The organism is Bacillus sp. FSL P2-0099 (genome assembly GCF_038007445.1).
Classification (GTDB): domain Bacteria; phylum Bacillota; class Bacilli; order Bacillales; family Bacillaceae_G; genus Bacillus_A; species Bacillus_A mycoides.
On sequence record NZ_JBBOXE010000002.1, the window covers coordinates 265,891 to 292,881 of the forward strand.

The following is a 26,991-nucleotide window of genomic DNA, read 5'->3' on the forward strand; positions in this document are numbered from 1 at the left end:
GGAAAGGTGTATATTTTCATTGATATGTAAATATGCACCTTTTCTATTATATTTGCACTTGAATAAATGCAAGTTAGAAAATGAAATTGAATTTCTATAACGTATACATAGGAAGAAATCCTTTTAAAAAGGAAGTGATTTATCATACAAATTCATGCTGTGAAAATACCAAAAAATATTGAAAATCATTTGTTTAATCAATTTAGTAACTTGATTTCAAATGAGAAGAGAGAACGAATGAAGCGTTTATTAAATTTATGTGATATTAATAGGACTTTGATAGGAGATTTATTAATCCGTTCCCTAGTTTGCCAAAAATATAAAATGAATAATGAAGAAATTAAATTTATATATAATGAGTACGGAAAACCTTTTGTTCAAAATTTTTCTGACTTTCACTTTAATATTTCGCATTCAGGAGAATGGGTGGTCTGTGCCACTGCTAATTCTAATGTAGGTATTGATATTGAAAGAGTTTCAGACATAGAGGCTCTTAAATTAGCAAATGAATTTTTTTCAGAGGAAGAATTTTATGATTTATCTAATATGAATTCTGATGAACAAATCAATTATTTTTTTGATTTATGGACATTAAAAGAAAGCCATATAAAAATGATTGGTAAAGGACTTTATATCCCGTTAAATTCATTCTCTGTAAAAAAAGAGTCACGAACTTTAATTTCATACACGAATATACCTCAAAACTTTTACTTTAGACAATATAATATTGATCCAAATTATAAGATATCTGCTTGTGCAACACGTGATGAATTACCGAATGAGATAATAATTAAAGACTTTTATACAATTGGCCAAAATATAAACAAATTTTAAAGTAAGGAGAAAATCTATGAATAAGACTAAACTTTTTTGCTTTCCACATGCTGGTGGCTCTGCGTTTAGTTACTCAAAATGGAAAAATTACTTTAATCCACATATTGAAGTAGTTCCAATAGAGTTAGCCGGTAGAGGATATAGAATTGAAGAAAGCCTGTACCAGAGTATGGAAGAGGCTGTAAATGATGTCTACAATAGTATAGTCAAGCAACTAGATAATTCGCCCTATATTTTATATGGGCATAGCATGGGAAGCTTGATTGCCTATGAATTAGCTAGAAAAATACAGGATTCTAATAATGTATTGCCTGAATTTCTTGTTTTATCCGGTAGAAATCATCCTAATAGTAAGATAAAAAATATTCGACATAACCTACCCGATGAACAATTCAAAAATGAAGTTATTGCAATGGGGGGAACATCAACCGAGGTACTACAATCAGAAGAATTAATGGGAATTTTTCTCCCCATTCTAAGAGCAGATTTTAAAATTGTAGAGACATATATCCATAACAACAATATACGAGCATGTGACATTGATTTTCTTGTATTGAACGGAAAAAAAGATGAATTAACTACATATGATGAGGTGAAAAAATGGAAACAATACACAAGTAAATCGTGTACCTTCAATTCATTTGAAGGTAATCATTTCTTTCTAAATGAAAATATTGAAGAAATAGCAAGTGGTATTATAAGAAAGTTAGAATCTAAAAGATTTTCAACTAGTTTTTAGAATATTTCTATGTATACTTATGGTTGAAAAATAAAAATATTAAAGGTGAAAAATACAGGTTCTGTTGAAACATCATTGAATAAAGAGATAGAAAAAATGCAGATACAATTAGAAGCTGGTATACCACATTCCTACTTTAATAGTACGTATGCAAGTATAAAAGTACAGAACTCATCGGGTAGCGTTGTGTACAATAAAGAAATTGTGGGAAATAGACAACGAACTGCTGAAACCCAAACCGTTCCTGTAAAAGTTGGGGATTACATTGAACTTACCCATATAGAAGGGGAATCAGAAAAGGAAAAGATACGAGCTACTTTAACTAACCTTGAGAATGGCAAACAGGAATATATGGGTAAGAAGAGAATATATCAGGTTACATCTACAGGACTAATAAGACAATAGATGAATCAAAAAGTTGGGGGAATCCTCAACTTTTTTGGTTAAAAAGGAGGTTCTGGTGCCAATATATGAAGAGGAACGATAGTAGATTTTTAACGGAATCGTATTTTATACTATAAGTCCAAAAATTCTGTGAATGAAATCTTTCTGATTTAGGAAAGACTGATTTTGTACATCAAATAAAACAGGAAGCAAGATTTTTGGATGTTCTCAACACTCTACATGTACGCATACAGAGCTAATAAATACATGAGCTGTGATAAAAATTCAGCTCTTTTTCAATTTTTTAAAGAGTGTATTAAAAAAAGGAAGTTTAATTTAAAAACTACTTTTCAGGTTTGTTTATTTTGCGTTTCGATGGACAAGTTAAAATAGGTCTTGTTCATTTTAAAAACATATGTAAAGACAGATAAGGACTTTAAATGTGTTTTTTGGGTTTTTAGGGGGAATAAAAAGGCTAGTCATTATTTAAGACTTAACCCTTTTCTACTAGCTGACGAATTGCTTCATTTCAATTACTTATCTTGTTATCGTGCCAAAAATCCTCTATTTATTTTACTTGTTCTTTTGTAAATGAAACTAAATTTTCATGTATGGGGAAAGATATTAGATGAAAGCAACCGGAGTAACTAGAAAAGTAGATGAGTTAGGGCGTGTGGTAATTCCAAAGGAACTTAGAAATACGCTAGGTATGAAAGAAAAATCACCATTAGAGATCTTTGTAGAAGGTGAAGACATTGTTTTACAGAAGTATCAGCCTGGTGGTGTTTGTGCATTAACAGAAGAGGTGTCAAATCGTAACATAGTATTAGCAAATGGTAAGATAACATTAAATCCAGAAGGTGCGGAACTATTAATAAAAGAAGTAAAACAGTACCTTGTAAAATAAGTGGCCCTTACAAGGGGCTTTTTTAAAAATCAATAAAATAATTTCATGTACCGTATTTATTATAAAAAATAATAACACAACGAACCTAACACCGCTAAAGGTATTGATAACAAAACCAACATTTGATGATCCTGAACCATTATAAGATTTTGTATTCTCTTTTGGAGAAACATTATAAAAATCGTCTAAGTTGAAAGAACCAGTACTATTTTGTGCGACAAGGTTTGCTACAACTGAGGGCATAGTACGCACCTAATTTCCTAGAAAGTATTTAAATTAGCATATGTTGTAATCATCTAGAGGTTCATTTTGATCTAAGAATTCGAAGTTATTGCTCGTGAAGATTTTAATAAAATAGTTATTTTGTAATAAGGGGTACAGCCAACATTTTAACGAAAATATACGCTAAGACTTAATTTGCAATATAAAAGCTTGTTTATCCTACACTAAGGATAAACAAGCTTTTACTACTTAATTGAATCTGACTTAATTAAATGTCTATAAGTTACCCTCTTATCAAAAAGGTGACAATTGTTTGTATTAAAAATTTTCTGCATCGGAAGGTTTTTGTGTCCAGTTGCTCCAATATAATGCTTTGCTCCAATTTGCTTAAGGTATCCCAGTGATTGTCTATGGATTAAAGCTCCATGACCTTTTCCCCTATACTCTGGAATGAACCCCAAATAAAAAAGTCGTCCTTCATCCACTGTACCTTGTTCAATATGGGGCATGGTGACGCCGATTGGTTCATTTTCTTTAAACACAATTAAACAACTTTTAGCATAATTATCCCCAATCTCAGATTTCATCCCCTCAAATTGTTGACCTATTGTTGTTTGGGAAGGTGCGTTTAACGATAAGGCCATGGATTGTTGCCATACCTCTTTAAATAAATCCTCGCTCGTATGCTCAAGTGATTTTAATGTAAATGACGAATGATCATTAAAATCATGGATACTTGTTAAATCCAGATGATAAAAATACTGAATTTCGTGTTGAACAAATTTTAAGTCCTTAAGATATTTAATATAACTCGAATTTAAAGATTCCTGTTGATTTAAAACAACGGATACTGTTTTGATATTTTCATTTGAAACAGTTTTCATTGTCTCCGCTAATAGTGTTTTAAAATCTTCGATTCCTTTCAAATCTCCTATTTCCTCTATTATAAAGTAGTGTGGAGAGCCATTTATTACTTTACTATCAAACGAATGTAACATTCATATTGTCCCCCTTACAATTCTCATAGATTTAAATTTAAATACACGTTATCAAGATCATCTTGTGTCATGCCAATATAGGCAAGAGTTACGCTTGGTGCAGAATGATTAAACAATTTTTGGAGAATAGAGAGATCAACTCCGGATTGATAAGCGTGATAGCCAAAGGTCTTTCTTAAGGTATGAGTCCCAATTCTTTCTTTTATTCCTATGGCTCTTGCTGCTTCGTTAATAATTCTGTAGGCTTGTTGTCGCTTTAATGCTTCTTTCCCTTTCCTAGAGCGAAATAAAGGTTCGTTCTCCTCATAATTTCTTGTCATTAAGTACTCTTTGATTGCTTTTTTTGACGTATCACCAATAGGAAAATCTTTTGTCTTTCCTGTTTTTACTTCCCGAAGGGAAATTCGATCCATAATATTGTGCTTTTCATCAATGACATCACGAATTCTTAGTTGTAGTAAATCGCTGATCCGAAGTCCTGAATTAATTCCTACATTAAAAAGACAATAGTCTCTTAGATTAGTAGCCTTTAAAATTTTCTTCATCGCATCGATTTGTTTTCTGTTCCGAATGGGTTGAACATATTCCAAAATGATCCCTCCATAACTATGATCCTTAATGTATAATATTATATGTTATGTATGATTAAAAAGCTGAGGAAAAATGCAAGATTAAAAAAAAACTTGTAAACCCTTATTTATCAAGGGTGTTCGCTTTATTCCGAATGATACAAAAGATAGTTATGTATCATTCGGAATAACCATTTTTCTCAAGAAAGGAGCTCTTATATTATGTACGCCCGAGTAAGAGAATTACTAACTTCAGAGGAACGTAAAACGTATATGTCGATTCCTAATGAATTGGATGAATGGACATTAGGTACATACTTCACGCTTAGCCAACATGATTTGGATGTTACTCTTCGCCATAGAAGAGACTATAATCGTTTGGGTTTTGCAGTACAACTCTGCATTATCCGATTTTCAGGATGGACCTTATCTGATATGGATGAAATTCCTTCAACAGCCATTTCTTATATTGCCAAGCAAATTAAAGTGGATCCAAATGAGTTTTTAATGTACTCAAAACGAGAAGCTACGAAATATGAACATTTGGTAGAAATCCGTAAAGAGTATGGATATCGAACATTTACATCTTCAGAATATCGCCAACTTGCTAGAATTCGGTTCGATGATGCTATGGCTAATGGAAACCCTACACATCTTATCCAAACTGCAATCCAGATATTGCGTAAGTGGAAAGTCATTCTACCGGGTATGGCCACCATTGAAAGAGTAGTCTGGGAAACACGTAAACGAACAGAACAACAAATTTTTCAACACTTTAACTCCTCCCTAACGTCATTTCAACTTGAAAAACTGGATCGTTTACTATTGCCAATGCCTGATAATAGTGGAAAAACATACTTATCATGGTTAAGAGAGATTCCAGGGCAATCATCTCCAGAGGCATTTTTAAAAGTGATTGAGCGATTAGAATACATTAAAACACTTCAACTTAATGTAGCAACTGAGACCATACACCCCAACCGTTTGCGACAACTATCTAAAATAGGTGCTAGATATGAACCCCATTCCTTCCGACGATTCATTAAAGAAAAGAGATATGCCATATTAGTAGCTTATTTACTCCATCTGAGCCAAGACTTAATTGATCAAGCATTTGAAATTCACGACAGACAAATCATGACTCTTCAAGCGAAAGGGCGAAGAGCTCAAGATGAACTGCAAAAGAAAAATGGGAAATCAGTGAATGAGAAGGTCATCCATTATGCTCGCTTAGGTGAAGCTCTTATAAAAGCACGCGAAGAAGGGTTGGATCCTTTTACAACCTTAGAAACCATCATGCCATGGGAAAAGTTTATTACTTCCATTGAGGAAGCTAAGGATTTATCTAGACCGATGAATTATGATTATTTAGACCTCTTAGAGAATCGTTTTTTCTATCTTCGGAAATATACACCGACTCTATTAAAGGCACTTGAATTCCGTTCGACCAAATCTACACAGCCATTAATGAAAGCATTAGATACCATTCGTGAAATGAATGAATCTAATAAACGAAAAGTACCAGAAGGTGCTCCTTTGGATTTTGTATCTAATCGGTGGCAAAAGCACATATACGAAGAAGATGGGACCATTAATAGGCATTACTATGAAATGGCAGCATTAACTGAGTTGCGTAATCATGTAAGGTCAGGGGATATTTCCATTGTCGGGAGTCGACAACACAAAGATTTTGAGGATTATCTAGTTTCTAAAAAAGAATGGGATAGTGCCTCTACAACGGGCGCAACAAGGCTTGCGGTTAATTTGTCTGTAGACAATTATCTTGAAGAACGAAAAAATTCTTTATTAAAACGCCTTCAACTCATAAAAGAAAATATTCATGATTTAGAAGGAGTCAATTTCGCTAACGGAAAACTTCACATCCACAGGCTTGAAAAAGATGTTCCGGAAAAAGCCCGACCATTCAGTGCATCCCTTTATCGTATGCTTCCACACATAAAGTTAACGAATTTATTGATGGAAGTCTCCAATTGGACAGGATTTGATAAGGAATTCATTCACACGTCTACTGGAAAACCTCCGCATCCAGAAGAAAAACCCATGATACTGGCAGCATTAATGGGTATGGGGACAAATATTGGACTCACGAAAATGGCTGAAGCAACACCAGGGATCACCTATCGACAAATGGCAAACGTTGCTCAATGGCGAATGGATGAAGATGCTCTAAATCGAGCACAAGCTACCCTTGTCAATTTCCATCATAAAATGTCTTTATCTTCATTTTGGGGCGATGGAAGTACATCATCCTCTGATGGAATGCGTGTACAAGTGGGTGTTTCTTCTTTACATGCCGATGCGAATCCCCATTATGGTTCTGGAAAAGGAGCTACCATTTATAGATTCACCAGTGATCAATTTTCAAGCTTTTATACTAAAGTCATTAATACCAATGCTCGGGATGCTGTGCACGTCATTGATGGGTTACTTCATCATGAGACAGATTTGAATATTGAAGAGCATTTTACAGATACAGCTGGCTATACAGACTCAGTATTTGGATTGAGTCATTTACTAGGATTTCGTTTTGCTCCACGACTCAGGGACTTAACCGATTCCAAACTATACACCCTAGATGTAATGGGAAACTTCCAAGAAATACATACTCTTTTTCGAGGGAAGATTAATGCCAAGATCATTCGAGATAATTTTGATGATGTATTACGGTTAGCACATTCTATACGGGAGGGTACAGTTTCTGGATCCCTTATTATGGGTAAACTTGGATCTTATGCAAGGCAGAACAAGATTTCAATGACACTTAGAGAAATTGGAAGAATAGAAAAAACTATATTTATACTAGATTACGTTTTAAATGAATCGCTGCGTCGGCGTGTACAACGAGGACTAAATAAAGGAGAGGCCATGAATGCCTTAGCCAGAGCAATCTTCTTTGGAAAACATGGTGAGTTGCGAGAACGATCATTACAAGATCAACTGCAAAGGGCAAGCGCTTTGAACATTATTATTAATGCTATTAGTCTTTGGAATACAGTTTATCTCACAGAAGCCACTAATCAATTAAAACAAAATGAGGAATTAGATGAAAACTTGTTACCTCATGTATCACCTCTAGCATGGGAACATATTAATTTCCTTGGTGAATATAAGTTTGATTCCATTACTAAAACTAGTTTACACTCTTTACCTTCATTGAACATAACTAAAGCCGGTTTACCCTTAGCGTAAGGAAAACCGGCTTTTATGTTCAAAATATTGTCTTAGCGTATATTTTCGTTAAAATGTTGGCTGTACCCCATGCCCATCAACTTAAGAAATTGATAGTTCCCCAAAACGAAGAAAATTTTCGTTTTGAGGACACTTCAAAATATTAACTTGAGAGCATGGGACTGAACCCCTAATGCTTTATTTTAATAATAATTCTTTTCATAAAATAAATCCCAGTTATCAGTCTAAACCATTTTTTAGATCTAACCATAACTAGTGTACATTTTTATCTTTCAGATAGTCTCTTTTATTCTAATTTCTTCATTTCTTTCAGCCGTTCTATATCCTTTTCTGAAGCCTTTTCTATTTCATACAATTCATAGCTACCCTTTGTCTCATTTATCACTACAAACTCAATTTCATTCCGAATATAGCTTTTAGTTTTTCCTTTTTTATAACCAATAACATTATCTAATATAGTTTCCCCACTATTTTTTTTATATAAATTATAGCTAACAGGTGGACGACCAATTACATATTTATTATCAGAAAACCCGACTATATCATCTCTTCCTAATCCTGTCGAAACACTCCAGACAAAAATAATCTGAAATATAGAGAAAACAACAATACCGCATAAGAAAACAAATAGGATTGATTTAAAAAATAACTTTAAAAATATCCTGCCCAAAAACATTCCCTCCCATTTCACCTCGGGATAGCAAGAACAAAACGTGAGTTTTGTACGCTAAGAAACCGAATTTTTATATTGTTGAACTCAATCCCCGTCAATGTCATAAGAAAAAGGGTTACCGCAGTAACCCTTTTTCTTATAATACACGTCATTTAGGTAAGCTATGGATGAATAAAGTCAATCTATGAAATTTCCCACAATCTTTTAACTTCCACCAATTCCTGCCCATTGAATTCCATTCTATATATATCTGGTTTTGATGTCTGTAATAAAAAATTAAAATCATACTTACTGTCATAATATCCCATCATCAAAGTCATTACAGCTCCATGAGTACCTAATACTACTTTCTTTCCTCGATAGGTGTTTAATAATTCTTTTAAAACTTTTATAGCACGTTTCTGACAGTCGGCATTCGACTCTCCTCCCATTAAAGCAAAGTCGGGGTCTATGAATGACTTTTCTATCAAAGGGAATAATTCTTTATCCGACATTCGTTCCTCTTCAACAATAAAAATTCTCTCTTTTAAGTCCTCAAATACTATAACTTCTTGTCCTATTTGCTTCGCTAACTGCTGAACAGTTAGAATTGAGCGTTTGTATGGACTCGAGATAACAACGTCGATTTCCTCACCTTGTAATGCATCTGTTATTCGTTGAACATCTAATTTTCCTTTTTCAGTTAATCCTCTTGTCTCTTCTTTTCCAAATTTCGGTGAATCCCCGTGTCTCACCATATATATGAAAGTTTTCATAATTGCCTCCATTTTTCCAGTTTTCTTTATAATTCCTCCCTGATATTAGCATATATATCCAAATTTGTCTCTTTGAATTAACAGAAAAATGCGCGAATTTGAAATGAATTCACGATATTTGTAAGAAAAACTCGAAGTTTTCACTATCCTCAGGTATAAAAAAACGTTATTCTTTCTAAACAAGCTAGATTAGAAAGGATGACGTTTTTTATGAATCTCCCGATTCAAAGTGAACTACAATTATTTGCTGAAGAATTACATCAACATCTTAGTCCTTCATTTTTAGAGAAGCTTGCTAGAGAACTAGACTTTGTACAACGAAAGCGTAAGTTTTCAGGTCGTGATTTAGCTACTATCTGTGTCTGGATAAGTCAACGGGTAGCGAGTGATTCTTTAGTGCGATTGTGTAGTCAACTTCATGCTGTAACAGGAACTCTTATGAGTCCAGAAGGACTAAATAAACGTTTCAATAAGAAGGCTGTTTGCTTTTTAAAACATATTTTCTCCATATTATTAAAAAATAGAATTTGTGAAACATCAGTGATTCCAAGCTCTTCAATTACCTATTTTCAACGGATTCGCATTTTAGATGCAACGATTTTTCAAGTGCCAAAACATTTAACTAGTGTGTATCCTGGGTCAGGTGGTTGTGCACAAACAGCGGGTATAAAGATTCAATTAGAATATGATTTACATAGCGGACAGTTTTTAAATTTTCAAGTTGGACCGGCGAAGAATAATGATAAGACCTTTGGAACAGAATGTTTAGCGACCTTACGGCCTGGCGATCTATGTATTCGGGATTTAGGCTATTATTCACTGGACGATTTAGATCAAATAGACCAACGTGGCGTGTATTATATATCGCGGCTTAAACTAAATAATATGGTATATATCAAAAATGAGTTTCCTGAATACTTTCGAAATGGGACAGTAAAAAAACAGTCTCAGTACATCAAAGTTGATTTAGAACACATTATGAATACCTTAAAACCAGGACAGGTCTATGAAATAACAGATGCTTATATTGGAAAGGATAAAAAACTATTTACACGAGTTATTATATATCGTTTAACTGAAAAACAACTTCGAGAACGTAAGAAAAAACAAGTGTATACGGAAAATAAAAAGGGTATTACGTACTCAGAGAAAAGCAAACGATTAGCTGGTATGAACATTTATGTTACCAATACACCTTTGGAATGGGTTCCGATGGAACAAATACATGATTTTTATTCCCTTCGCTGGCAGATTGAAATTATCTTTAAAACTTGGAAATCCTTATTTCAAATCCATGATTGGCACAATATCAAACGAGAGCGATTAGAATGCCACATTTACGGAAAACTTATCGCTATTTTTCTATGTTCTTCTACTATGTTTAAGATGCGACAATTAATTTTACAAAAGAAGAAAAGAGAATTAAGCGAATATAAAGCCATTGGAATGATTCAAGACCATCTATACATTCTTTATCAAGCCACACAGCAAAACACCCGAGAAATAACAAAGATTTTAATCCGCCTGTTCCATCTTCTACAAAAGAATGGACGAAAATCTCACAGATATGAGAAGAAGACTGTATTTGATATTATGGGAGTTGTCTATGAGTATAATGGATTGAGAAAACAAATGAAAATTGCATAATTAAAAAAGTGAAACCCGTTAGGGCTTATTTGGTATGCGCATTTTTAAGAATATACTTCTATTTTAAGAATGTTTTAATCCAGCTAAACGAAAGTTCAGTTTGTTTATAATCTTAAGTTGATGGGCATGTGGCTGTACCCCAATAATCAAAAAAGAGCACTTCGTATAGGTGCCGAAATTAGAATTATTCAATTGTCAAGATAATTACTTACCACCATTTTGATTTATACGTTTTAAATAAAAAATAGAACAAGGTCCTGATTTGAAAAATAGAGAGCTCTTTGAAAAGAGCTCTCTGACTAAAATTTATATTGAATATGAATACACACGATATTGTATACGTGCTATTTAGGTAGGTGCAATTTTAAAACAAAATCCTTATTTGAATAGAAAAAAAAGACAACAACCGGAGGGCTTGTTGTCTCAAAAAAGTGGAATGTCACTAAAATATTTGTTGAAGACATAACAGATTATTTAAAGTATATGAATTGCGTATAAAAATATACAGTAGAAATTAAAGAGCGCTTACCAAGGTGCTCTTCTACCCAAACTTACATTGAAAAAGAATCCGCGACATTGTATGCGTATTTCTTTCGCTTTGTGTAGTTTTAAAACAAAATCGTTATTTTAATTAAAAGAGCAGCTAGCAAAAGCTAACTGCTTGTTAAAAAAAGAATCCACTCTAGGTTATTTACTGCCAGAGTTTCAAGAAATAAATGATTAAATTAATTTAATTTTTCAATTACAATCGAAGCATTTATGTTAGTTTGTGTTCCACCTGCCAAAGTCTGCAAAGTAACTGCAGCAGCGGAAGTATGATTATTAAGGGTAATAATATCACCTGCAGCTAAAGTGAGGATTGTTTGGCCGTTGTTTGGTTGAGTTCCTGCACCTGATCCATAAACTGCGCTGGTAACCGGAGCACCATTTAAAAAAAGTGTGAATTGATTAGGCTCAACTCCTGATATAGAAAAAGAAATTTTATAATCTCCTGCATTAAGAACCATCAATTGAGAAGTTCCAAGCGTATGAGTAAAACCAGGTGTCATTCTACCATGTGAATTAAAAAGAATAGGTGCTTCTAAGGCAACAACTTGAGCTGCTGTATTGAAAACATAAGCATAATGAGATAACCCAGATACTGTAAGTCCGGTAGGTCCAGTAGGCCCCGGAGGTCCACCAGAAGGTCCGGTTGCTCCAGTTATTCCAGTAGGCCCCGGAGGTCCACCAGAAGGTCCGGTTACTCCAGTTATTCCAGTAGGTCCAGTAGGCCCCGGAGGTCCACCAGAAGGTCCGGTTACTCCAGTTATTCCAGTAGGTCCAGTAGGCCCCGGAGGTCCACCAGAAGGTCCGGTTGCTCCAGTTATTCCAGTAGGTCCAGTAGGCCCTGGAGGTCCACCAGAAGGTCCGGTTGCTCCAGTTATTCCAGTAGGTCCAGTAGGCCCCGGAGGTCCACCAGAAGGTCCGGTTACTCCAGTTATTCCAGTAGGTCCAGTAGGCCCCGGAGGTCCACCAGAAGGTCCGGTTGCTCCAGTTATTCCAGTAGGTCCAGTAGGCCCCGGAGGTCCACCAGAAGGTCCGGTTACTCCAGTTATTCCAGTAGGTCCAGTAGGCCCTGGAGGTCCACCAGAAGGTCCGGTTGCTCCAGTTATTCCAGAAGGTCCAGTAGGCCCTGGAGGTCCACCAGAAGGTCCGGTTGCTCCAGTTATTCCAGTAGGTCCAGTAGGCCCCGGAGGTCCACCAGAAGGTCCAGTAGCTCCGGTTATGCCGGTTGGCCCAGAAGGTCCAGTAGCTCCAGTTATTCCAGTAGGCCCTATTTGAGGCAAAGGAAAGGAACATGGAAAGGGTATGTGACAATTCTTTTTAAATTTACTCATTTTTACACCTCCCTTATAAATTAACTACCAATTTATATTTATACTTTAACAACTTATGAGTAAACAGACACACGGGTGTAAGGAAGAAACCTATAATAATTACATAAAAGGTTTTAAGAGCAAGCCTTTATTTCGCATTCCATACCAAAAAGAGCACTATATATAAGTGCTCTTCGTATCAAAGCTCTTAGTGTAAAAGAGTACGTGATACCAAATGAAATTTTTTCATGGGCGTGAAGTATTTGAACAAAAAAGCTATTTAAATACTAAGTTATCGAGATGAAAAATGGTGCACAAAGTTTTTTGTGCACCACTATATATAAACTATGTCTTGTGTTGTTAATAATATGTCTACCGCATAAAATTGTGAACAGATTAAAGAGAAGATTAAATTTAAAAGAGCAACCTTTGAGGATGCTCTTATGACCAGTACCATTACTGTAAAAGAATACATAATATCGGATGTGTATTTTTCAAAAGGTGTGAATTATTTGAACCCAAAATTAATTTGGCACAACAAAGCAGCTAGCTGAAGTAGCTAACTGCTCCAAACAGTGATGTAACTCTAGATGTATGTATAGTATTTACGAAATATTGAGCTTTATTCAGGAGGGAGAGAAGTAGGCCATTAACATGAAGATGCTCCAATACATATCTTGCAAGTAGTAAATTAATGACGGGGTAGATTGAGAATGGATGATCCGATTAAGGAGATAGTTGGCGCATGGTTTGTTGCATTAGGGACAATTATTGCTGCGATTGGGAGTACACCTTTAAAAAGATTGAACAGCGAATTAAGAAAAGATTTGAGCGTATGGGGGAATGTATTACAAGCAACGGGGAATGGTCTGGAAGCTGATGGACAAGGAGAAATATCCCTTGAATTGATTGGGAACGAAATCCAATCAATTGGTAATGTAACGGTTCTAACAGGACTCATTATAGAATTTGAAGATGAAACAAAAAAAAAATTAGTAATTGCAGGAAATTGGATACAAGCATTAGGTGGTGTTACATCAATAGGTGGGGAAATAGAAGATAGTTCCAATATGAATGAATCGTATATCATTATCGGGAATGTGTTACAAGCGACTGGTAATTCATTACAGGCAATAGGTGGAATAGATGAATTGAAAGCTAGTCGGGATAAAGTGGAGGGAATTTCGGAAGACGATGAGGAGGATGGGCAGCTTATAGTGATTACGGGGAGTTGGGTCCAAGCGGTCGGTTCAGTAGTTTCATTAATCGGTCAAATAAGAGAAGAAAGCCAAGAGATAGAAGAAAGTATTTCATAGAGGACTTAATAAAATAATCCTTTTCTAATAACAAAGTTACTAAAATATGAGAAAATGATATAATAATACCAATTAAATATTTAGTCCTACTGGAAGAACCAGCGGACATCAAACCATAAAGAGCATAAGTGATAGTGCTCTATGGTTTGGTGTCCGCTTTTTGTTTTTTTATTAATAAAATAGATAAGGAGTGTTTTTATATATGACGCAATTAACTTTCTTACCTAAAATTGATCGTAAAGCAACACAAGTTCGTTTAGAAGAGATTCTTGAAAATGTTCGTATTTATAGAAAATTTGGGATGATTAGAAATGAGATGAAGGTCACAGCTTCTTGCGAGGTAAGATATCATGGCCCAACAAACATGGTAGGCAAGCCAGCTGAAGATATTGCTTTAGCAAATGTTGCAATGAGTGAAAGAGAATTAAAATTACAATGTTTATCTTTTCAAATTGATAAACATTAAGTCGATTTAGCAAAAATCAACGAGATATCATTGTAAAACGATATTTGGAAGATGAGGAAGTCTTTGATTATATGGTTTATAACGATATTGGTATGAGTGAACGTACATATAGAAGAAATAAATCTAATGCTTTTTATAAATTAGCATTTGCTCTTAGATTAGAAGTTTATGAGACTGAAGAATCTGGAGGTAATGAATAATGAATTTTGTTCAGCCAATACGTGATCCAGAGCGAATACAACAGCTAAAAGAGTATTTTAAGGAAAATGTGTTATGTAAATTAGCAATGAATAGAATATACAATTTCATCGTGGTATTTTAATTATATAATAATATTAGAAAGTAGGTACGGAGTTTGAAAGAATGGATTTTGTTAAATGAACAAGAATATGAGAATGTTTGGGATAGATTTTATGATGAATTTGCTTTTAATCCTAATATAGATGGTGAACAGTCATTTAAATTTTCTTGTCCATATATTACTTATGATTTACCTAATTATTTTGAAGGAAAATGGACTGATGACGATGATTATATTTTTGATCATATATTATTGAAAGCTCTTATTTTATGTACCGAGAAACATGAATATATATATGCGTTAGATTGGCATCATGATAGCTACTGGATGAATCCTAGTTTAAATTTAAATCTAAACGAAAAGGATCATCAATGGAAAATCCCATTTTTTCCGGATGGAGATTATTATTTCTTTTTGCAAAAAGACTTTAAGTGGGGTTATTTAGGGCATCCATGGGAAAAAGTTATTTATATTTTCGGAGAAGAATTAATCAAGAATTTCAAAGAATTAAGGGCTAGTAGATTAAAAAAGACCAATGAAAAAGTATAAATTTCACTTCCCATATCGATAATTATGTAAATAAGTTGTCCACATGGGCAGCTTATTTTATTTTTCCGCATAGCGTAGGTTATTTTACAAAATGTTGGTGGTATCCCTATACAGTTACTCATAATTTTCGTACTGTGTAACCCAAAAGAGAAAGTTAAATGAAATCAATGATATCAAGGGATTTAGCGAAGGGGGCAGTTACACACAATTTAAGATATGGGTAAGTCGATTATTTATATGTTAAGATTATACTATAAAAAAGAAAGTAGTGATTGTGATGAGTGAAAGATGTCCGGTTTGTCAAAACTCTATTGAGGAACAACAATTAGTGGGAGTGGGAGGAGGACGTGTAGAGCAATATAAATGTGAGAATTGTGGTACATTTTCTATGGCTGAAGAAGCGAGATTTGAATTAAATGTAGAGCAGAAGAGAAAACTTTCTGCAATTTTAAGAAAGAGAACCATTAGAGGGATGGGGAAAATAATGATTTTTCTTAATCGACCAGATAAAAATCTTTCAGAATTTCCGTATCCTATTTATCTTTTAGAGGATCTATTAAGTGAATATCCAGATAGTGCTTCTGATAGGTTGGATGAGTCATTAATAAACTTAGCTAAATTGTCCAAATTTCCAGGTGACCCAGTATATATTCGTGAATCAGATAAATCTCTATTTTTTGTACAGAGTGTTCACTTGTTGGAAATGAAATATATAGCGACCCAACTATTTCAGGACGAACTGATTGAGATATCTAAGCTATCGGCAGCAGATTTCCCTGCACATATTACAGTTACAGCGAAAGGGTGGAATCGTATTGCAGAATTAGAAAAAGGAAGAGAAGCGGATAATAAGCAGGCATTTGTCGCAATGTCGTTTAGTCCAAAAATGGATGGTCCATATAAGAATGCAATCACAAAAGCTATAAAAGAGGCAGGATACCAGCCTATCAGAATTGAAGAAGCGGAACATAATAATGACATAACTGATGAAATTATAGTCAAAATAAGACAAAGTAAATTTGTAATTGCAGATTTTACCGGACACAGAGGTGGAGTTTATTTCGAAGCTGGTTATGCGATGGGACTAGGTAAGACTGTTATATGGACATGTAAAGATGACGATTTTAAAGATATTCATTTTGATACTAGACAATTTAGTCATATTAAGTGGTCAACAGAAAACGAATTATACCAAAAATTATTAAACAGAATTAAAGCAACAATTAATTAAAAACATGGCAGAGTCGTGACCGCTTTTTGGCAGTAAATGTGCCGGTTGTTTTGGAGTTAACGTGATATATTTGTATTGTGAGAAGTGGCTTAAAACACAACTCATAAAGATTCCTTTATAATCTATATGTTGTCTAAACGGTTTCATAATGACGGCACATAAAATCCGAAACCAGCAGATGGTAGTGATTGAATGAATGATACCGTTATTAAGGAGAGCTTTTGCTCTTCTTCCAGTTACTTAATATTGTTGGAATAGTGTAGCGACATTTGGTGATTGGAAGAAGAATAAAACTTCATTTACCGTAATTAAAACACAAATCAATAATTGCTATAAAAGCATCCATTCGGGTGCTTTTTATTTTGGAGGAGGATGAATAATGGATTTAACATTAGATGGATTAGAGCGGTGTTTTAATGAGGCTGTAAATGAAGGTGCAGAGTATTTAGCTGTTCAAATCGAAATGGACGGATTCCCTAGTGATGAAGTAATTATTAATCATAAGCAAAATATTGATACTAAGTTAGAGTATTATAGGAAAACGTACAACGAGGATTTAGAATATAGATACGCTCCAGGTATTCGTATTGTTGGATTTGCATATGGCTATTCGTTCTCAGGGATTCAACACGAATTAGGATTATTAGCGGAATAATGATTAAACCAATAGCAATTATCGTAGGCGCTGCCGTGATCTGGGTGGCGTCTTGTTTGTTGTTAAGGGATGATAAGGGCTGAAATAGACTTGCAATTTGAAGATTAGATAATAATATTATTACTTTAAAATGCAGAAAGTAGACTAATAAACAAGCTGTTTTTAACTTTTAATCATAGAATATGAGGAATTCTATTGTTAAGAGGAGGTAATCATATTTATGGGATGTAATTGTAATTTCAGACATTGCAGAGATTGTAATAGATTTTGGGATGATTTAATGTTTTGCAGACGCAGACATAGAGATTGTGATGACCGTCGTTGTAGACGTGACCGTGACTGCGATTGTGATGAATGTCGTCGCAGACGTAATCATGATCGTGATAATCGTCGAGATTGGTAAAGTCCTTTGAATGAGAGTGCTTCTTTACAGCACTCTTTTTGGTTCTGGTGCAAAAATAAAATAAAAGAGAATAACGCGCATATATTCCTAACGTAATCGTATCTTATGCTGCAAGTCCAAACAATTGATGGATGAATTCTTTCTGATTTTGGACAGACTTGTCCCGTAAATCAAGCTGTTCTTTTTTAATCATATGCATGGCTTCTACTCCAGAAAGAATGGATGTAGCTGTGTCAAAACATTTGAACCCTAGCATAGAACGGATTCGCTTCTTTATAAAGCGATCATCTTGTTCTACTATGTTATTCAAGTACTTTTTTTGTCTAAGTTGCATACCATCAGGTATGCTTTTTTCTTTTTTCAACTGTTCAATTGCTATAGGATAAGCCGGGTTCTTATCGACTGTTATAACAAGTGGCTTTGAAACATGAAAAGACCGCAAGGTTTTCTTGAAAAAGCGCTTTGCAGCCTTCTGGCCTCTTGTTTTGTTTAGGAAAAAATCAATTGTGCTTCCTTTCGAATCAACAGCACGATACAAATACAACCATTGACCTTTTACTTTGATATATGTTTCATCGACTCTCCAAGAGTCATTTGTTTGTTTGTTTGAGGTGACGACGGATTCGTTTGTCCAATTCAGGACCATACTGATGAACCCAACGCATAATCGTTGTATGAGAAATGGATAAACCCCGTTCTTCTAGCATTTCTACCAAATCACGAAAACTAAGGTTGTAACGTAGGTACCATCTTACCGTTAACAAAATAATATCAGGCTGATAATGCTTCCATTTGAATACATTTTCCTTTTCCATACCAATCACGAACCCTTTCTAAAGTAATAGTAACAGTATGTCCAAGATTTATAGATTCATTGCAATTGTCCTTAAGTTTTTGCACCAGAACCTTATTAACAATTAAGCAAATTTTATTTTATATAAATGTTAAAAATCTGAATCTACGTAAATGGGACTGCCCTTCTTATCGTACACATCATGATAGGGATATTAACGCAAGTATTAATTTAAAGAATGAAGCGATAAGGCTTCTAACCGTAAGGAATCTCCCACTTCTAAACGAAGTGAATGTGGAGGTAGTTCAAACTGTTTCTTTTTAGTCATATTGAACACCCTCTAACTTATTCATAGTTATATAATAACCTTAATTAATTTCTATAAATTTATATATAAGGTTTTTGATATTGATGTATAAGAACTATTACTATAAAATGAAGATGCTGTGACTATCGGAATTTTACCTCTTATCATGTCTATCCTCATCTTTTCTACAAATGTCATAGTGATGAGTATTGTCTTATGGTTAAAAACTAACCAGCTTTATACTCCCGACATCATAAGATTAACCTGCGCAATTATATGTTTAATTAGTTCTGTAATTTTACTTATTTTTAAGAATAAATTCGAAGTCACTTATAACAAATTCACTGAAATATTTAGTCAGTATACAGGGGTCTCGTTGCATGTAATAGTTTTAAGTTTATTTGATTATTTCTGGTGTTTGCTATTGTTAAAGTGATTAGGCCATAAATAAATTTAATACGTTGTTAGGCGAAATTGTGGCGTACTAGCATAGTAAGGTAACGTATGAAAACGAGCATTTAGCAAATGGACCTTTGTAAACTATTTAAAAGGAGATTATACATGTTAGAGACTCTTGAAATGAGAAAAAAGCAACACGAAATAAAAATACAAAAATATAAAAATATACAAAAATACTACAATCCATTTTTGTGGGTAATCTCAATTATTTATTTTCTCTATTTCATGTTCATTAATAATTCTCTCTCAGTATATCTATTACTTTCTTTCATTATCGGTTTAACCCTATGGAGCATCGGTCTAGCTATAAATTTAAAACTCATACATGAGCTAAAAGGAAAAGAAAAAATCTTAAATATAGAAACAATAAACGAAATGAAAAAAAATAAATATATGAGTCCAGGAAGAAAAGAACGTTATATCACAGATTATAATGTGAAGAAAGATGAACTAGAAAAGATAATGATTTACGCTAAATTTATGTTAGAAGCTAAAGAAAGAGAAAACGAAATAAAAGATGATAATAGCAATTTAGATATATAATTGTAGTGAGAGGAGTATAAAAATATGTCGATAGAACAGTATATAAATATTCGTAAAACAGGGAAAGAAATTGATGAAATTCAAAAACAATATCTGTTAAGTGAGGCTACGGTTTTAACTTTGGAACTAGGCTATAAATGTTATGAAAAAAATATTTCGTTGGATAAAGCTATTAATCTTGTAGATAAAATTGTAGTATTAAACGCAAATGATAACAAACATACATCATTTAGTCCATCTGTCCATATGTGATTTATAGCTAACATGAAAATTTATTAAAAGAATTGAATGATTTAGAAAAACAATTAAAAGGGTGGTATAACATGAAATCAACAGGTGTTACACGTAAAATAGATGAATTAGGGCGTATTGTTCTTCCGAAAGAGTTAAGAAGAACATTAGGAATTGCAGAAAAAGATCCTATAGAAATATTTGTTGACGGTGAGATGATAATATTACAAAAATACAAGTCATATGATGCTTGTACAATAACTGGTGATATTTCAGAAAAGAATATTTCATTAGGTAATGGACAAATTGTTCTTAGTCCTGAAGGGGCTGAACTTTTAATTAAGGAGATTCAGCAACACTTAGTGAAATAAGATCATTTTACTTAGCACTAAACCATATTAAAAGCTGACGTTGGAACTCTCATAAAAATGGCTGAAGAACAATCTTTCTTACTTCAGAAAATAATCCTGGTATTTGTCTTTATCGGAACTATATTTACATCTCTTTACAATATCACTCTTCATAAAGAAGAAGCAGATGAGAGAAAAAAAGCAAAATCTTTATTACCTATGTATATAGTCGTTACATTTATGGCATTGTTTTCTAGTGACATAGCTAATTACATTAAAAATTTTATTTAACCTAATTATATATATTCATCCACAAAAAGAAAAAAGACATCTTTAACGATAAGATGTCTTTTTTCTTCAACTTGAACCACCATAACTTTACTAACATTACTTTCACAATAACAAATATATCAGCAATCTTTCATATCACAATCATTCTAACATAATAAATCATATTTTCGTTATAAATAAATTTAAATAAAATAAAAGTTCACAAGTCATATAAAAGGTGCTATACGAAAAACTTAAATTCATTTAGTGAAATGTTTTTTAATGAAATTAGTATAATCAATAAGAACATCAAAAACTTCCTGTTGTTTTTGAGGGGATAGATCTGACGCTGCTACTTTAATTGATTCTAATTTACTTTCTAGAGGTGCGTTTCGTCCAAACAATTCATCAATGGATACATTGTATAAGTCTGCAATACTCATGATTGAATCTGCTTCTGGGTCAGTTTTTCCATATTCCCAATTGGCATATGTGGTACGTGCGATATTCAGGCGATATGCTACATCGAATTGAGTATATCCCTGTTTTTTCTCAACTCAGCAAGTCACTTACTTAGTTGAGACATATCATCACATTTCCTTTCTGATTTATAACGTTAGTGTAAAACAGAAAAGTTAAATTGCATCCTTATGACTTATAATAAGTCATAAATTATTTTTATTTGTAATAGTTAGTCTTGATGTTGTGATAATAGAAAGCCATTTATAATTCTATACGCGAAAAAATAGGAAGAAATCGATACATCAAATCGAGAATCTTCCTATTATATATGTTTACTAAAACAATGAATTTCCTATATCTATTGTGGCCAAGTTTTGACGTCTTGTACGTTCCCTTAAATAGCGTTCCGTCGTCATAATAGATTCGTGTCCTAAATAGTCACGTATTTTCTTAAGTTCGACACCTTTTCCCATCAAATGATTCGCAAAGAAATGTCTGCAGGTATGGGGGGTAATTCTATCCTTTCGGTAACGTAAAAATGGTAAGTTTGTTTCTTCAATCTTTTCTGCTACATATTTTGATAAGTAGTCGGCCCTATAGTAAGAGCCATCGGCTTTAGGTAGAAAAGCAGATGTACTAGAGGCGTCCAATTCACTAGTTTGTTTACGCAATTGACGAAGGCGACAGATATCGTCGAGTACATCTTCAAAAATACGAACTTCCCTGGCTTTATTCCCTTTCCCAACTACACGCAAGAGATAAGCATTTAATGAGGAATGGAATACAAGATCTGCCCATTTTGCGTTTGCAACTTCCTCAATCCGGAGTCCAGTAGTCGTAAGAAGGAAAAACAATGTATACATAAAGAAACTTGTTTTCTTCAGTGCATCTAGTATTTCATTTACTTCTTCAGGAAAGAGGTCACGATTGACCAGATCTTCTTTTTTTACAGATACTTTTTTGAGACGACTACTATAGTCATCTGAGAGACCCGTGTTATCATAAACGTATTTTAGAAACTGCTGGACTACCGTTTTCTTTCGACGTAATGTAGTGGCAGCATACTTCTTACTTAGTTGATAGAAATAGATTTCCATCTCATTATGGGATAAATCGTGAATGGTTCCGATTGTTTCTTTTATGTAGCGAAGAAAATGAGACAGATCATGCAGATAAATCTTTTTTGTTCGTTCACTTCTTTTTTTCGTTAAAGAAGGTTCATCGTGTAGAAATAAATAAACCAATGATTCTTCACTTAATTTAGAATAGTCAATATTCCTGATGCCCATACCCATAATTTTTTCAAAATGACTGCTATCAAAAAAATCTGATTTTGATTTTACAAGTTGGTTACTATGTTCGTAATTTATAATATTCAAATTTAAACACAACCTTTAGTAGAATGAAATATTAAACAAATAATTTTTATATAAATTTTTATGATTCTAATTATACCACAATAAATGCATTATTTATTGTGGTATAAAATGAAATGTTTAAATATATATTTTTACCTTAATATTTAACGTTTCTGTTTAGATGATGTATAATGGAAATGTTTAATTTTTTTTTTTGTACATTTCAATCCAAGTGCGGTAGGAGGAGATTTTTTTGACTAATCTTCGTCGGAAAATTTTACATGAAATCTATAATTTAGAAGATACCCATTGTTCAATTTGCCCTCTGAACAACCTATCAGTGAATTGTACAGATGAGCAAGAACAGGCAAAACAAAGAAACTATAAACATTGCAAAGGTTGTCCCATTTTCGATTACATCCGAGAGAAAGGAGAGAAATTGAATTCTTTATCGAAAAAGAGTACATTTAATAAGGTACGAGAACGTTATATGGAAAATCCATTTAAGTATCTGCAGTATAAGGAGTACTCAATCACAGATGTAGTAAAAGAAACAGGTTTAACAAAGTATCAACTAAGAAAATTTAAACAACAGCTAGAATGAAAGTTTCGGATGAGGTGAGAAATGGACTATTTATCTTTAGAAGAGTTATGCGATAGGGTAGGTTTAACAAAAAATCAATTAGGCTATTTAATTAAGTATAAACACATCGAACCTATCAATCTGGATACCTGGAAAGCAGATGGTGGATATCGTTTTGAGCAAGAAGATGTAAAAAGGTTAGAGGAATTATACAAAGACTCTTTAACATTAAAAGAAGCGGCTGAATTTCTAAATAAATCTAAGACTTACGTTCATAATGCAGCTAAAGATGGGATATTGCCCTTTAAAGAGATTGCTAAAGGGAAATCTACTAAACGATTGTACTTAAAAAACGATCTGGAAATTTTCAAAGAAAGAATTGAAAATAGATCAAAAGAGGAGTCGAAAGAAAAAAAGCAGCATTTAAGTCTATATCTTGATGAAAAGGTAGTAGAAGCAATAAAGAAAAAGGCTGCAAAGAAAGGATATAATGGCTACAAGAAGTTTGCTGAAGACATTTTATCCGCAGAAGTAAAAGAAGACATAGAAGAATAGAAATTCTAGTGAGAATAGACCTCTAAAAAACACAAAAACGTTCTAAGTGGTCTATTTTTATTTTTAAGAGATTTTTTAACTATCAGGTCTAAATACATTACCTAAGATGACAATGTTGTTTACAGATGAATTTGAGAGGTCGTTTTTTTTGGGTCCGTTCCGGAAAAAATTCATTGTAATTACAAAAAAGGGTTTATATATATAATATAGAAAATAGAGGGAAAGATAACAAATAATTTTAAGAGCGTTTTATTTAAGTTGAAAAAAGTGTAAAGAAAGAAATGAGAGGTAAGGATCCCAGGATTATAAATACAAAGACTTCATTTGGAACTTGGTAGGCCTATGAGAATGCTAGAGAGTTCGGGCAGACATATATCGCGGAATACATCAAAAAGCATACAAGCTTTATTTGAAATTTACATAATAAAAAACAGCATATCAAACTATAATAAATTATGAAAAAACAAGAAATATAGTATACATATTTAGATTATAGTAAACTAAAATCTTTTCAAAATCCTAAACTAATAGATTATGAAAAGACTGAATTGGCTTTAAAATTTACGGATGAAGAAATTCAATTATTTAAAATAGGAAAAACTCCAGAGCATTATACATGGCATCATCATCAAGACACTGGAATGATGCAACTTGTAGATTATCAGACTCATCATGATACTGGTCATACAGGTGGATATAAAATTTTGGGAAAAGATAGCGATAAATAGGGAGGTACTTAGCCATGAGTCACATTACATGGATTAATATAAATGAAAAAAGAGTAACAGATGACCAAATTAAACAATTAGAACAATACTTAAATATTAAATTTCCTAATGATTTTCTTGAGTGTGTACAAGAATATGATGGTGGATATCCAACGCCAGATACATTTAATATTCCAAATCAAGATGAAAATTCACTTAATAATCTTTTAACCTTAGATTCTGATAGAAAATATTCATTTCTAGAAACATATAATAATACGAAAGATAGATTACCTGACAAAATATATCCTTTTGCTAGAGATCCATTCGGCAATCTTCTATGCTTTGATTATCGAAACAACACTGATTCACCAACAATCGTATTCTGGGATCATGAGGAAGAAGACATAGAGGAAGCAATATATCCTGTTTGCTCAACACTTACAGAATTACTTGCTAGTCTACGTGATTTCGAAGAAGAAGATTGAGGAAACTAAAAAACGGCCTAGAATTCTAGACCGTTTTTTATGATTTACTAATTTTCCAACCATCATCCGTTTTCTCTAGTTCAATTACGATTACTTTTTTAGGATTACCTTTATATACAGCATCAACAGTTACTGTAGCAATTTCATTTTTCTCTTCGATTTTTCGAATTTTATAGCTTTTAAGATCCTTGCTAACGGATTTGATTAGTTCTGCATTTCCGCCCACAAAAGCAACGATTTTCTTCGCTTCAGGAGTGAATAACTCTCCAAAATCTTTTACATTTCCTTCTTTTGCATCTTCGAAATACGCTGTAGCAACTTCTTCAGGATCACGATTATTTCCACATGCTGCAAGTGCTGTAACTGATAAGGCCATTACCACCATTAACATGATCATACGTGTAAATTTGTTCTTCATTCAAACCACTCCTTATATATAACGTAATTTTAACTCTTAAAAAGGGCTAAATTACTTGTATAAGTATATAATAATCAAAACTGTAAAACTATATATTTTTAGATATTATTTTTATGATATTAAAGGTATTAAAAGTGAAGGGAAGTAGGGGAAATCTACCTATTACTATAATTTTGATTTCAATTATATACACTAGTATAACAGACACATTCATTTTTAAAATCATAAAATCGGATTCACTTATCTTTACTTTAAAAATGGGTATATTGATGGCACTAGTATTTTTATACTGCATAATTCATTAATTCAAAGCTACAAAGAGATAAAATTTCTTTGTAGCTTTTTTAATTACTAAACACATCTAAAAAACTTCACGACAAACACATATTAACTCCGCACATAGCACAAGTTGAAATTATATAATTAATTCATAGTTAAACGCACAGGGGATTTTAATATAATAATATTAGGAATATACATTGAAAATTTGAATAAAATATAAATTGAATGCGAGGTTGTATTATGAACAAATTTAATAATGATAATGTACAAGGTTTAGTTTCTGAAGAAAATGTTGAACTATTAAAAGTTATGGCTCATCCAATACGTCTACAAATTGTTAGTGAATTGGCTAAGAGCAAGAAATTAAATGTAACACAATTAACTAATATTTTGGATATTCCACAATCAACAGTATCGCAACATTTATCCAAAATGAAAGGGAAAGCACTGAAAGCTGAAAGAAAAGGGTTAGAGATGTACTATTATATTCAAAGCTCCAAAGCTGATAAAATCATACAAATACTGGGTCATGCTAATTAAATTGAAAAAATAGGTGGATGTACACCCAAACAGGGATTACAATTCACCTATTTTTTATTTTATAAAAAACATAAAAACGTTATAGTATAACATCTTGGCTATATTCAAGACATGAAGACTTCATTGAAGAAATGAAAAGTATAAATGAGTTAGTAGCAGTATTAAAACACGCTCTTTAATGAACGTGTTTATCTTTGTAACAAAGATAAACAAAAAATATTAATATAATAAGATTTTAAAATTCATGTAATGTTTCCTGCTTATTATTAGAGCAGGGGGTGTTAATATGACTGTAAGCTTATTTTTTGTTAAACTTATTTCTGCAATTGTAGCATCTGCATGCGTAGTACCTGCTATTAATTGTATCTTTAGTAAAATTGAAGAATATGTAGGCTAAAGCATCCATAGCGGTGCTTTTTTTGTTATATAGGGTAATATCATATAGGAGTAGAAGCCATGCATATGATAAAAAAGAACAATTCCGGTAGGAATCCTGATTGTTCCTTGAAATGTGTCCTATATTTGCACCAGAACCGCTTAAAATTAAGATGGTTCAGTTGTAGGAAGGAACCTTATGGTATCCTTTAACTATTTATTTATATAATTGTAGTATATAAATAAATAGTTAAAGGAAAGGTAAGTGAATATTATAATTAATTTCGAACCATTTAATCCAACAATAAATGAAATAGCGATCAAACTTGCTATGGTACTGTTTATACCGTTATTCTTATCATTGCTTGTCAAAGTCATACTTATGAAATTTATGAGAGAATCGATCGCTGGCAGACTAGCATATCTATCTTGTCTATTTTTTATGTACTGTGTATTTAAATTTGTTACAGAGTAGAAAGGCATCTTAGGGTGTCTTTTCTTTATAAATAAAAGTAACGTAGTATTTAAACCTATACGTTCACACAAAATTACATG

The 26,991-nt window shown here is 33.0% G+C and carries 28 protein-coding genes and 8 pseudogenes; 25 read left to right on the forward strand and 11 right to left on the reverse strand.

All coding sequences use genetic code 11. The features are described 5' to 3' along the window. Window positions 1-159: 159 nt before the first annotated feature. The 5 genes and pseudogenes from MKY90_RS28910 to MKY90_RS28930 all read left to right on the forward strand — a co-directional run bounded on the left by MKY90_RS28910 (window position 160) and on the right by MKY90_RS28930 (window position 2,864). Window positions 160-834, forward strand: a complete 675-nt coding sequence (locus tag MKY90_RS28910; protein ID WP_003192751.1) for a 4'-phosphopantetheinyl transferase family protein — start codon at window positions 160-162, stop codon at window positions 832-834. Window positions 835-850: 16 nt separating this feature from the next. After that, window positions 851-1,573, forward strand: a complete 723-nt coding sequence (locus MKY90_RS28915; protein ID WP_003192753.1) for a thioesterase II family protein — start codon at window positions 851-853, stop codon at window positions 1,571-1,573. Window positions 1,574-1,603: 30 nt separating this feature from the next. Continuing rightward, window positions 1,604-1,978 carry a putative mucin/carbohydrate-binding domain-containing protein gene (locus MKY90_RS28920; protein WP_255256123.1) on the forward strand — a complete coding sequence of 125 codons (375 nt, stop codon included), beginning with the start codon at window positions 1,604-1,606 and terminating at the stop codon, window positions 1,976-1,978. Window positions 1,979-2,150: 172 nt separating this feature from the next. After that, window positions 2,151-2,228: pseudogene (locus MKY90_RS28925) on the forward strand (restriction endonuclease); the annotation flags it as partial. 357 nt (window positions 2,229-2,585) lie between these two features. Then, the gene (locus tag MKY90_RS28930; RefSeq protein WP_016093792.1) at window positions 2,586-2,864 is read left to right on the forward strand and encodes an AbrB/MazE/SpoVT family DNA-binding domain-containing protein; all 279 of its coding nucleotides are present in this window, start codon (window positions 2,586-2,588) and stop codon (window positions 2,862-2,864) included. An 87-nt stretch (window positions 2,865-2,951) separates the two neighbouring features. On the opposite strand, the pseudogene MKY90_RS28935 reads toward MKY90_RS28930, so the two are convergent. From MKY90_RS28935 to MKY90_RS28945, 3 genes and pseudogenes are all read right to left on the reverse strand, one after another. Further along, window positions 2,952-3,107, reverse strand: a pseudogene (locus MKY90_RS28935) (spore germination protein); the annotation flags it as partial. A 224-nt stretch (window positions 3,108-3,331) separates the two neighbouring features. Next, window positions 3,332-4,084: a GNAT family N-acetyltransferase gene (locus MKY90_RS28940; RefSeq protein WP_341093591.1), complete on the reverse strand. Its 753-nt coding sequence runs from the start codon at window positions 4,082-4,084 to the stop codon at window positions 3,332-3,334. Window positions 4,085-4,107: 23 nt separating this feature from the next. Then, window positions 4,108-4,674, reverse strand: a complete 567-nt coding sequence (locus MKY90_RS28945) for a site-specific integrase (protein WP_341093593.1) — start codon at window positions 4,672-4,674, stop codon at window positions 4,108-4,110. Window positions 4,675-4,875: 201 nt separating this feature from the next. On the opposite strand from MKY90_RS28945, the gene MKY90_RS28950 reads away from it, so the two are divergent. Further along, window positions 4,876-7,863, forward strand: coding sequence for a Tn3 family transposase (locus tag MKY90_RS28950; RefSeq protein ID WP_341093595.1), 2,988 nt, complete (start codon window positions 4,876-4,878; stop codon window positions 7,861-7,863). A gap of 286 nt (window positions 7,864-8,149) precedes the next feature. On the opposite strand, the gene MKY90_RS28955 is transcribed toward MKY90_RS28950, so the two are convergent. Both MKY90_RS28955 and MKY90_RS28960 read right to left on the reverse strand, forming a co-directional pair. Beyond that, window positions 8,150-8,533, reverse strand: a complete 384-nt coding sequence (locus tag MKY90_RS28955; RefSeq protein WP_061674706.1) for a hypothetical protein — start codon at window positions 8,531-8,533, stop codon at window positions 8,150-8,152. Window positions 8,534-8,718: 185 nt separating this feature from the next. Further along, entirely contained in the window at window positions 8,719-9,291 is a 573-nt protein-coding gene (locus tag MKY90_RS28960) for a histidine phosphatase family protein (protein ID WP_061674705.1), read from the reverse strand. 210 nt (window positions 9,292-9,501) lie between these two features. Between MKY90_RS28960 and MKY90_RS28965 the strand changes: the two genes are divergently transcribed. After that, complete coding sequence (locus tag MKY90_RS28965; RefSeq protein WP_061674704.1) at window positions 9,502-10,938, forward strand: IS4 family transposase; 1,437 nt, start codon at window positions 9,502-9,504, stop codon at window positions 10,936-10,938. Between the two features lie 725 nt (window positions 10,939-11,663). On the opposite strand, the gene MKY90_RS28970 is transcribed toward MKY90_RS28965, so the two are convergent. After that, the gene (locus MKY90_RS28970; RefSeq protein ID WP_341093599.1) at window positions 11,664-12,815 is read right to left on the reverse strand and encodes a BclA C-terminal domain-containing protein; all 1,152 of its coding nucleotides are present in this window, start codon (window positions 12,813-12,815) and stop codon (window positions 11,664-11,666) included. 692 nt (window positions 12,816-13,507) lie between these two features. Between MKY90_RS28970 and MKY90_RS28975 the strand changes: the two genes are divergently transcribed. The 7 genes and pseudogenes from MKY90_RS28975 to MKY90_RS29005 all read left to right on the forward strand — a co-directional run bounded on the left by MKY90_RS28975 (window position 13,508) and on the right by MKY90_RS29005 (window position 17,715). Continuing rightward, on the forward strand, window positions 13,508-14,110 hold the full coding sequence (locus tag MKY90_RS28975; protein WP_341093601.1) for a DUF6944 family repetitive protein: 603 nt from the start codon (window positions 13,508-13,510) through the stop codon (window positions 14,108-14,110). Between the two features lie 202 nt (window positions 14,111-14,312). After that, a pseudogene (locus MKY90_RS28980) lies at window positions 14,313-14,776 on the forward strand (ArpU family phage packaging/lysis transcriptional regulator). Beyond that, window positions 14,776-14,850 (forward strand): annotated as a pseudogene (locus MKY90_RS28985) (site-specific integrase); the annotation flags it as partial. The pseudogenes MKY90_RS28980 and MKY90_RS28985, both read left to right, overlap by 1 nt. Window positions 14,851-14,931: 81 nt before the next feature. Continuing rightward, complete coding sequence (locus MKY90_RS28990; protein ID WP_016093786.1) at window positions 14,932-15,426, forward strand: DUF2716 domain-containing protein; 495 nt, start codon at window positions 14,932-14,934, stop codon at window positions 15,424-15,426. A gap of 277 nt (window positions 15,427-15,703) precedes the next feature. After that, entirely contained in the window at window positions 15,704-16,657 is a 954-nt protein-coding gene (locus MKY90_RS28995; RefSeq protein ID WP_016093785.1) for a nucleoside 2-deoxyribosyltransferase, read from the forward strand. Between the two features lie 379 nt (window positions 16,658-17,036). Then, window positions 17,037-17,312, forward strand: a complete 276-nt coding sequence (locus MKY90_RS29000; protein WP_003193761.1) for a hypothetical protein — start codon at window positions 17,037-17,039, stop codon at window positions 17,310-17,312. A gap of 220 nt (window positions 17,313-17,532) precedes the next feature. After that, the gene (locus MKY90_RS29005; RefSeq protein WP_080448182.1) at window positions 17,533-17,715 is read left to right on the forward strand and encodes a hypothetical protein; all 183 of its coding nucleotides are present in this window, start codon (window positions 17,533-17,535) and stop codon (window positions 17,713-17,715) included. Window positions 17,716-17,818: 103 nt separating this feature from the next. Here the strand turns inward: MKY90_RS29005 and MKY90_RS29010 are convergent. After that, window positions 17,819-18,530 (reverse strand): annotated as a pseudogene (locus tag MKY90_RS29010) (IS6 family transposase). 125 nt (window positions 18,531-18,655) lie between these two features. Here MKY90_RS29010 and MKY90_RS29015 point away from each other — a divergent pair. The 5 genes and pseudogenes from MKY90_RS29015 to MKY90_RS29035 form a co-directional block, all read left to right on the forward strand. Further along, window positions 18,656-18,832: pseudogene (locus MKY90_RS29015) on the forward strand (zinc ribbon domain-containing protein); the annotation flags it as partial. A 544-nt stretch (window positions 18,833-19,376) separates the two neighbouring features. After that, window positions 19,377-19,817 (forward strand): hypothetical protein, encoded by a 441-nt coding sequence (locus MKY90_RS29020; protein WP_061676080.1) that lies wholly within the window; start codon window positions 19,377-19,379, stop codon window positions 19,815-19,817. Window positions 19,818-19,841: 24 nt separating this feature from the next. Then, on the forward strand, window positions 19,842-20,069 hold the full coding sequence (locus MKY90_RS29025) for a hypothetical protein (protein ID WP_002187128.1): 228 nt from the start codon (window positions 19,842-19,844) through the stop codon (window positions 20,067-20,069). Window positions 20,070-20,140: 71 nt separating this feature from the next. Further along, a complete protein-coding gene (locus tag MKY90_RS29030) occupies window positions 20,141-20,419 on the forward strand; it encodes an AbrB/MazE/SpoVT family DNA-binding domain-containing protein (RefSeq protein WP_002187129.1) in 279 nt (92 codons plus the stop codon). A gap of 57 nt (window positions 20,420-20,476) precedes the next feature. After that, window positions 20,477-20,689 carry a hypothetical protein gene (locus MKY90_RS29035; protein WP_002187131.1) on the forward strand — a complete coding sequence of 71 codons (213 nt, stop codon included), beginning with the start codon at window positions 20,477-20,479 and terminating at the stop codon, window positions 20,687-20,689. A 239-nt stretch (window positions 20,690-20,928) separates the two neighbouring features. On the opposite strand, the gene MKY90_RS30510 is transcribed toward MKY90_RS29035, so the two are convergent. From MKY90_RS30510 to MKY90_RS29045, 3 genes and pseudogenes are all read right to left on the reverse strand, one after another. After that, window positions 20,929-21,111: a hypothetical protein gene (locus tag MKY90_RS30510; protein ID WP_003193172.1), complete on the reverse strand. Its 183-nt coding sequence runs from the start codon at window positions 21,109-21,111 to the stop codon at window positions 20,929-20,931. Window positions 21,112-21,117: 6 nt separating this feature from the next. Continuing rightward, a pseudogene (locus tag MKY90_RS30515) lies at window positions 21,118-21,180 on the reverse strand (XRE family transcriptional regulator); the annotation flags it as partial. Window positions 21,181-21,465: 285 nt separating this feature from the next. Then, window positions 21,466-22,509 carry a tyrosine-type recombinase/integrase gene (locus MKY90_RS29045; protein ID WP_016093774.1) on the reverse strand — a complete coding sequence of 348 codons (1,044 nt, stop codon included), beginning with the start codon at window positions 22,507-22,509 and terminating at the stop codon, window positions 21,466-21,468. Between the two features lie 232 nt (window positions 22,510-22,741). On the opposite strand from MKY90_RS29045, the gene MKY90_RS29050 reads away from it, so the two are divergent. From MKY90_RS29050 to MKY90_RS29065, 4 genes and pseudogenes are all read left to right on the forward strand, one after another. Beyond that, window positions 22,742-23,092 (forward strand): transposase, encoded by a 351-nt coding sequence (locus MKY90_RS29050; RefSeq protein WP_341093608.1) that lies wholly within the window; start codon window positions 22,742-22,744, stop codon window positions 23,090-23,092. 21 nt (window positions 23,093-23,113) lie between these two features. Beyond that, window positions 23,114-23,626, forward strand: a complete 513-nt coding sequence (locus MKY90_RS29055) for a helix-turn-helix domain-containing protein (protein ID WP_341093610.1) — start codon at window positions 23,114-23,116, stop codon at window positions 23,624-23,626. 536 nt (window positions 23,627-24,162) lie between these two features. Further along, window positions 24,163-24,354: pseudogene (locus MKY90_RS29060) on the forward strand (HNH endonuclease); the annotation flags it as partial. Window positions 24,355-24,368: 14 nt separating this feature from the next. Then, entirely contained in the window at window positions 24,369-24,821 is a 453-nt protein-coding gene (locus MKY90_RS29065; RefSeq protein WP_215588181.1) for an SMI1/KNR4 family protein, read from the forward strand. A 37-nt stretch (window positions 24,822-24,858) separates the two neighbouring features. Here the strand turns inward: MKY90_RS29065 and MKY90_RS29070 are convergent, their stop codons facing one another. Next, complete coding sequence (locus MKY90_RS29070; protein ID WP_201053812.1) at window positions 24,859-25,239, reverse strand: DUF4878 domain-containing protein; 381 nt, start codon at window positions 25,237-25,239, stop codon at window positions 24,859-24,861. A 522-nt stretch (window positions 25,240-25,761) separates the two neighbouring features. Between MKY90_RS29070 and MKY90_RS29075 the strand changes: the two genes are divergently transcribed. Together MKY90_RS29075 and MKY90_RS29080 are read left to right on the forward strand one after the other, a co-directional pair. Then, entirely contained in the window at window positions 25,762-26,061 is a 300-nt protein-coding gene (locus MKY90_RS29075; protein WP_061676085.1) for an ArsR/SmtB family transcription factor, read from the forward strand. 640 nt (window positions 26,062-26,701) lie between these two features. Beyond that, window positions 26,702-26,911 carry a hypothetical protein gene (locus MKY90_RS29080; protein WP_341093615.1) on the forward strand — a complete coding sequence of 70 codons (210 nt, stop codon included), beginning with the start codon at window positions 26,702-26,704 and terminating at the stop codon, window positions 26,909-26,911. Window positions 26,912-26,991 lie beyond the last annotated feature (80 nt).